Annotated in this window: 1 protein-coding gene and 1 pseudogene; both read right to left on the minus strand. The window is 41.0% G+C overall.

Annotated elements, in window-relative coordinates; genetic code table 11:
- On the minus strand, positions 1-865 hold an 865-nt coding region (locus QUA45_RS28645), incomplete at its 3' end, for an IS66 family transposase (protein WP_333223317.1).
- 237 nt (positions 866-1102) lie between these two features.
- A pseudogene (locus QUA45_RS28650) lies at positions 1103-1532 on the minus strand (IS1634 family transposase); the annotation flags it as partial.
- Positions 1533-1863 lie beyond the last annotated feature (331 nt).

Genomic DNA, 1863 nt, shown 5'->3' on the forward strand with positions numbered 1-1863 from the left:
AGCTTAAGACTCCCGCAAATTCTTTGCCCAGCATGGTTTCTAATTCCACCCGCCCCCTGGTATCTGCGGCATGAAATAAACAGAATCCTTCTCCACTAGCCGTCCATAGCCATTCTTTAACCCCCATGACACACCAGGGGGTTTCATCTACATGAACATTTGATTGCACCCCGGCCCATTCCCACAGCGCATTAATCGCTGGCTTTACTGCTGCTGCTACTCGTTGATTGGTTTTTTGGAGTGTTCCGACTCCCACTTCTATCCTGCCGAGTTCCCACAACAACTCAGTCAGCTTTGCGTAAGAAAGATGCCCATAATTCCCCAGCCAAACTAATAGTGCTTGCAGATTAACGCTCAAGTCTTGCCCTGGAACTATTCCCAAGGGTTGTTCTCCTCTAACTACAGCGCCACATTCGAGGCATTTACACGATTGTGTCTGATATTCGACGACTTCAATTGGTTTTGCTACTAGACTTGCTACTTGCTGTCTGTGGATGTTAATTACTTCACTTAATTCTTGACTACCACAATTAAGACAGATACTGGGTGAGCTAATTTCTGTTCTGTCTACTCGTCCAAACCCTTTTCGGGTTTTTCCCTGATGACCTGGTTGTCCACCGGGCTTCTTTTTCTGGTCTGCTTCTGGTTTGACTGTTGGTTTCTCTGGTTTTTGGAGCAGATCCGTTGATGGAGGTTTTGATGAAGTTTGACTGGTTGTTCGACTTTTTCCCGTAGCAATGGCTAGTTTTTCTTGCAATTCTTCAATAATTTTTTGCAGCCCCAACACCATTTCCACCAGTTCAGCTTGGCTCAACTGCTCGATTTGGGTTTTTTCTTTGTGTCTGGTGGCTGCGGGCTTTTTCATTTGTTTATTTTACCAGATGCCGCCACTGAAGTTTTTTTGACCTGAATCCTTACAGAAGATTGGTATATCTCCATCTCCCGTACAGATTAGTTCGATGATAAATTGTTTTAAATCTGGTCTGTGGTCGCGGGAATAACCATAGGTGAGCTTAATTTATTGGGGGGGATTTGATTGCTAATTCTTCTGATTCTTGATTTTTGAGTGCTTGTTGGTTCTCAAATATTACTGATGGTAAGCTAGAATTGTATTCCCCATGTACGTGCATTGATGATGAATCTAGGTGTGATGATGACAGCGATACGTTAAATTTTTGGGCGGCTTTTAAGGTAATTGTTAAAAACGTGGTGTCCAGTCCTTTGATGAATAGTTTATCCATCACTCTACCCAGTTTATCATCGTTGAGATATTTGGGCTTGACTCCGGCTCCTATTAAATGTTCACAGGCCATGGTTTCAAAAAATTGGGGAAACATATATAAAGGTCTAGATACAAATCCTAACCCGTTTAAAATCATGGCTTTTACTACATGACCTGCACTGACTTTTTCTCCCTTTTCTGATGGGATTAATTGATTGACTGTTTCTACTAATCCTATAGCGTCTATGATTCCTGCTACTCTTCCTAGATGGTCTATGTTCTGAATTTCTATCTCTTTATTGATTAACATCACCACATTCTCCACAACTGCTATGGCTATTTTCCCATTTCTATGGTGGTGGTAAATTAATTTTTTTTAACTCTTTTGTTGCCTAAGAGAGTTTTCCTTATTTTCATCTCTTTAGAGTAAACTTACCTTTTTACTTTCTCTGCTTAATAGTATTATTATCATTAAACAGCTTGACTCCGATTGGGACTTAGTTCATTTGTACTATTTCATCCCCCTTTTGTTGATGTGTGACAGTTGTGGTGCGGAATGTGGGTTATAAGTAGGTCGGGCTGAAAAGACTGAAGTATGTAAAGATAGGTAAACGAGGCAACAGTTATAGCTAGGTAATGAG

This window comes from Microcoleus sp. Pol12A5 (assembly GCF_036701435.1).
Lineage (GTDB): Bacteria > Cyanobacteriota > Cyanobacteriia > Cyanobacteriales > Microcoleaceae > Microcoleus.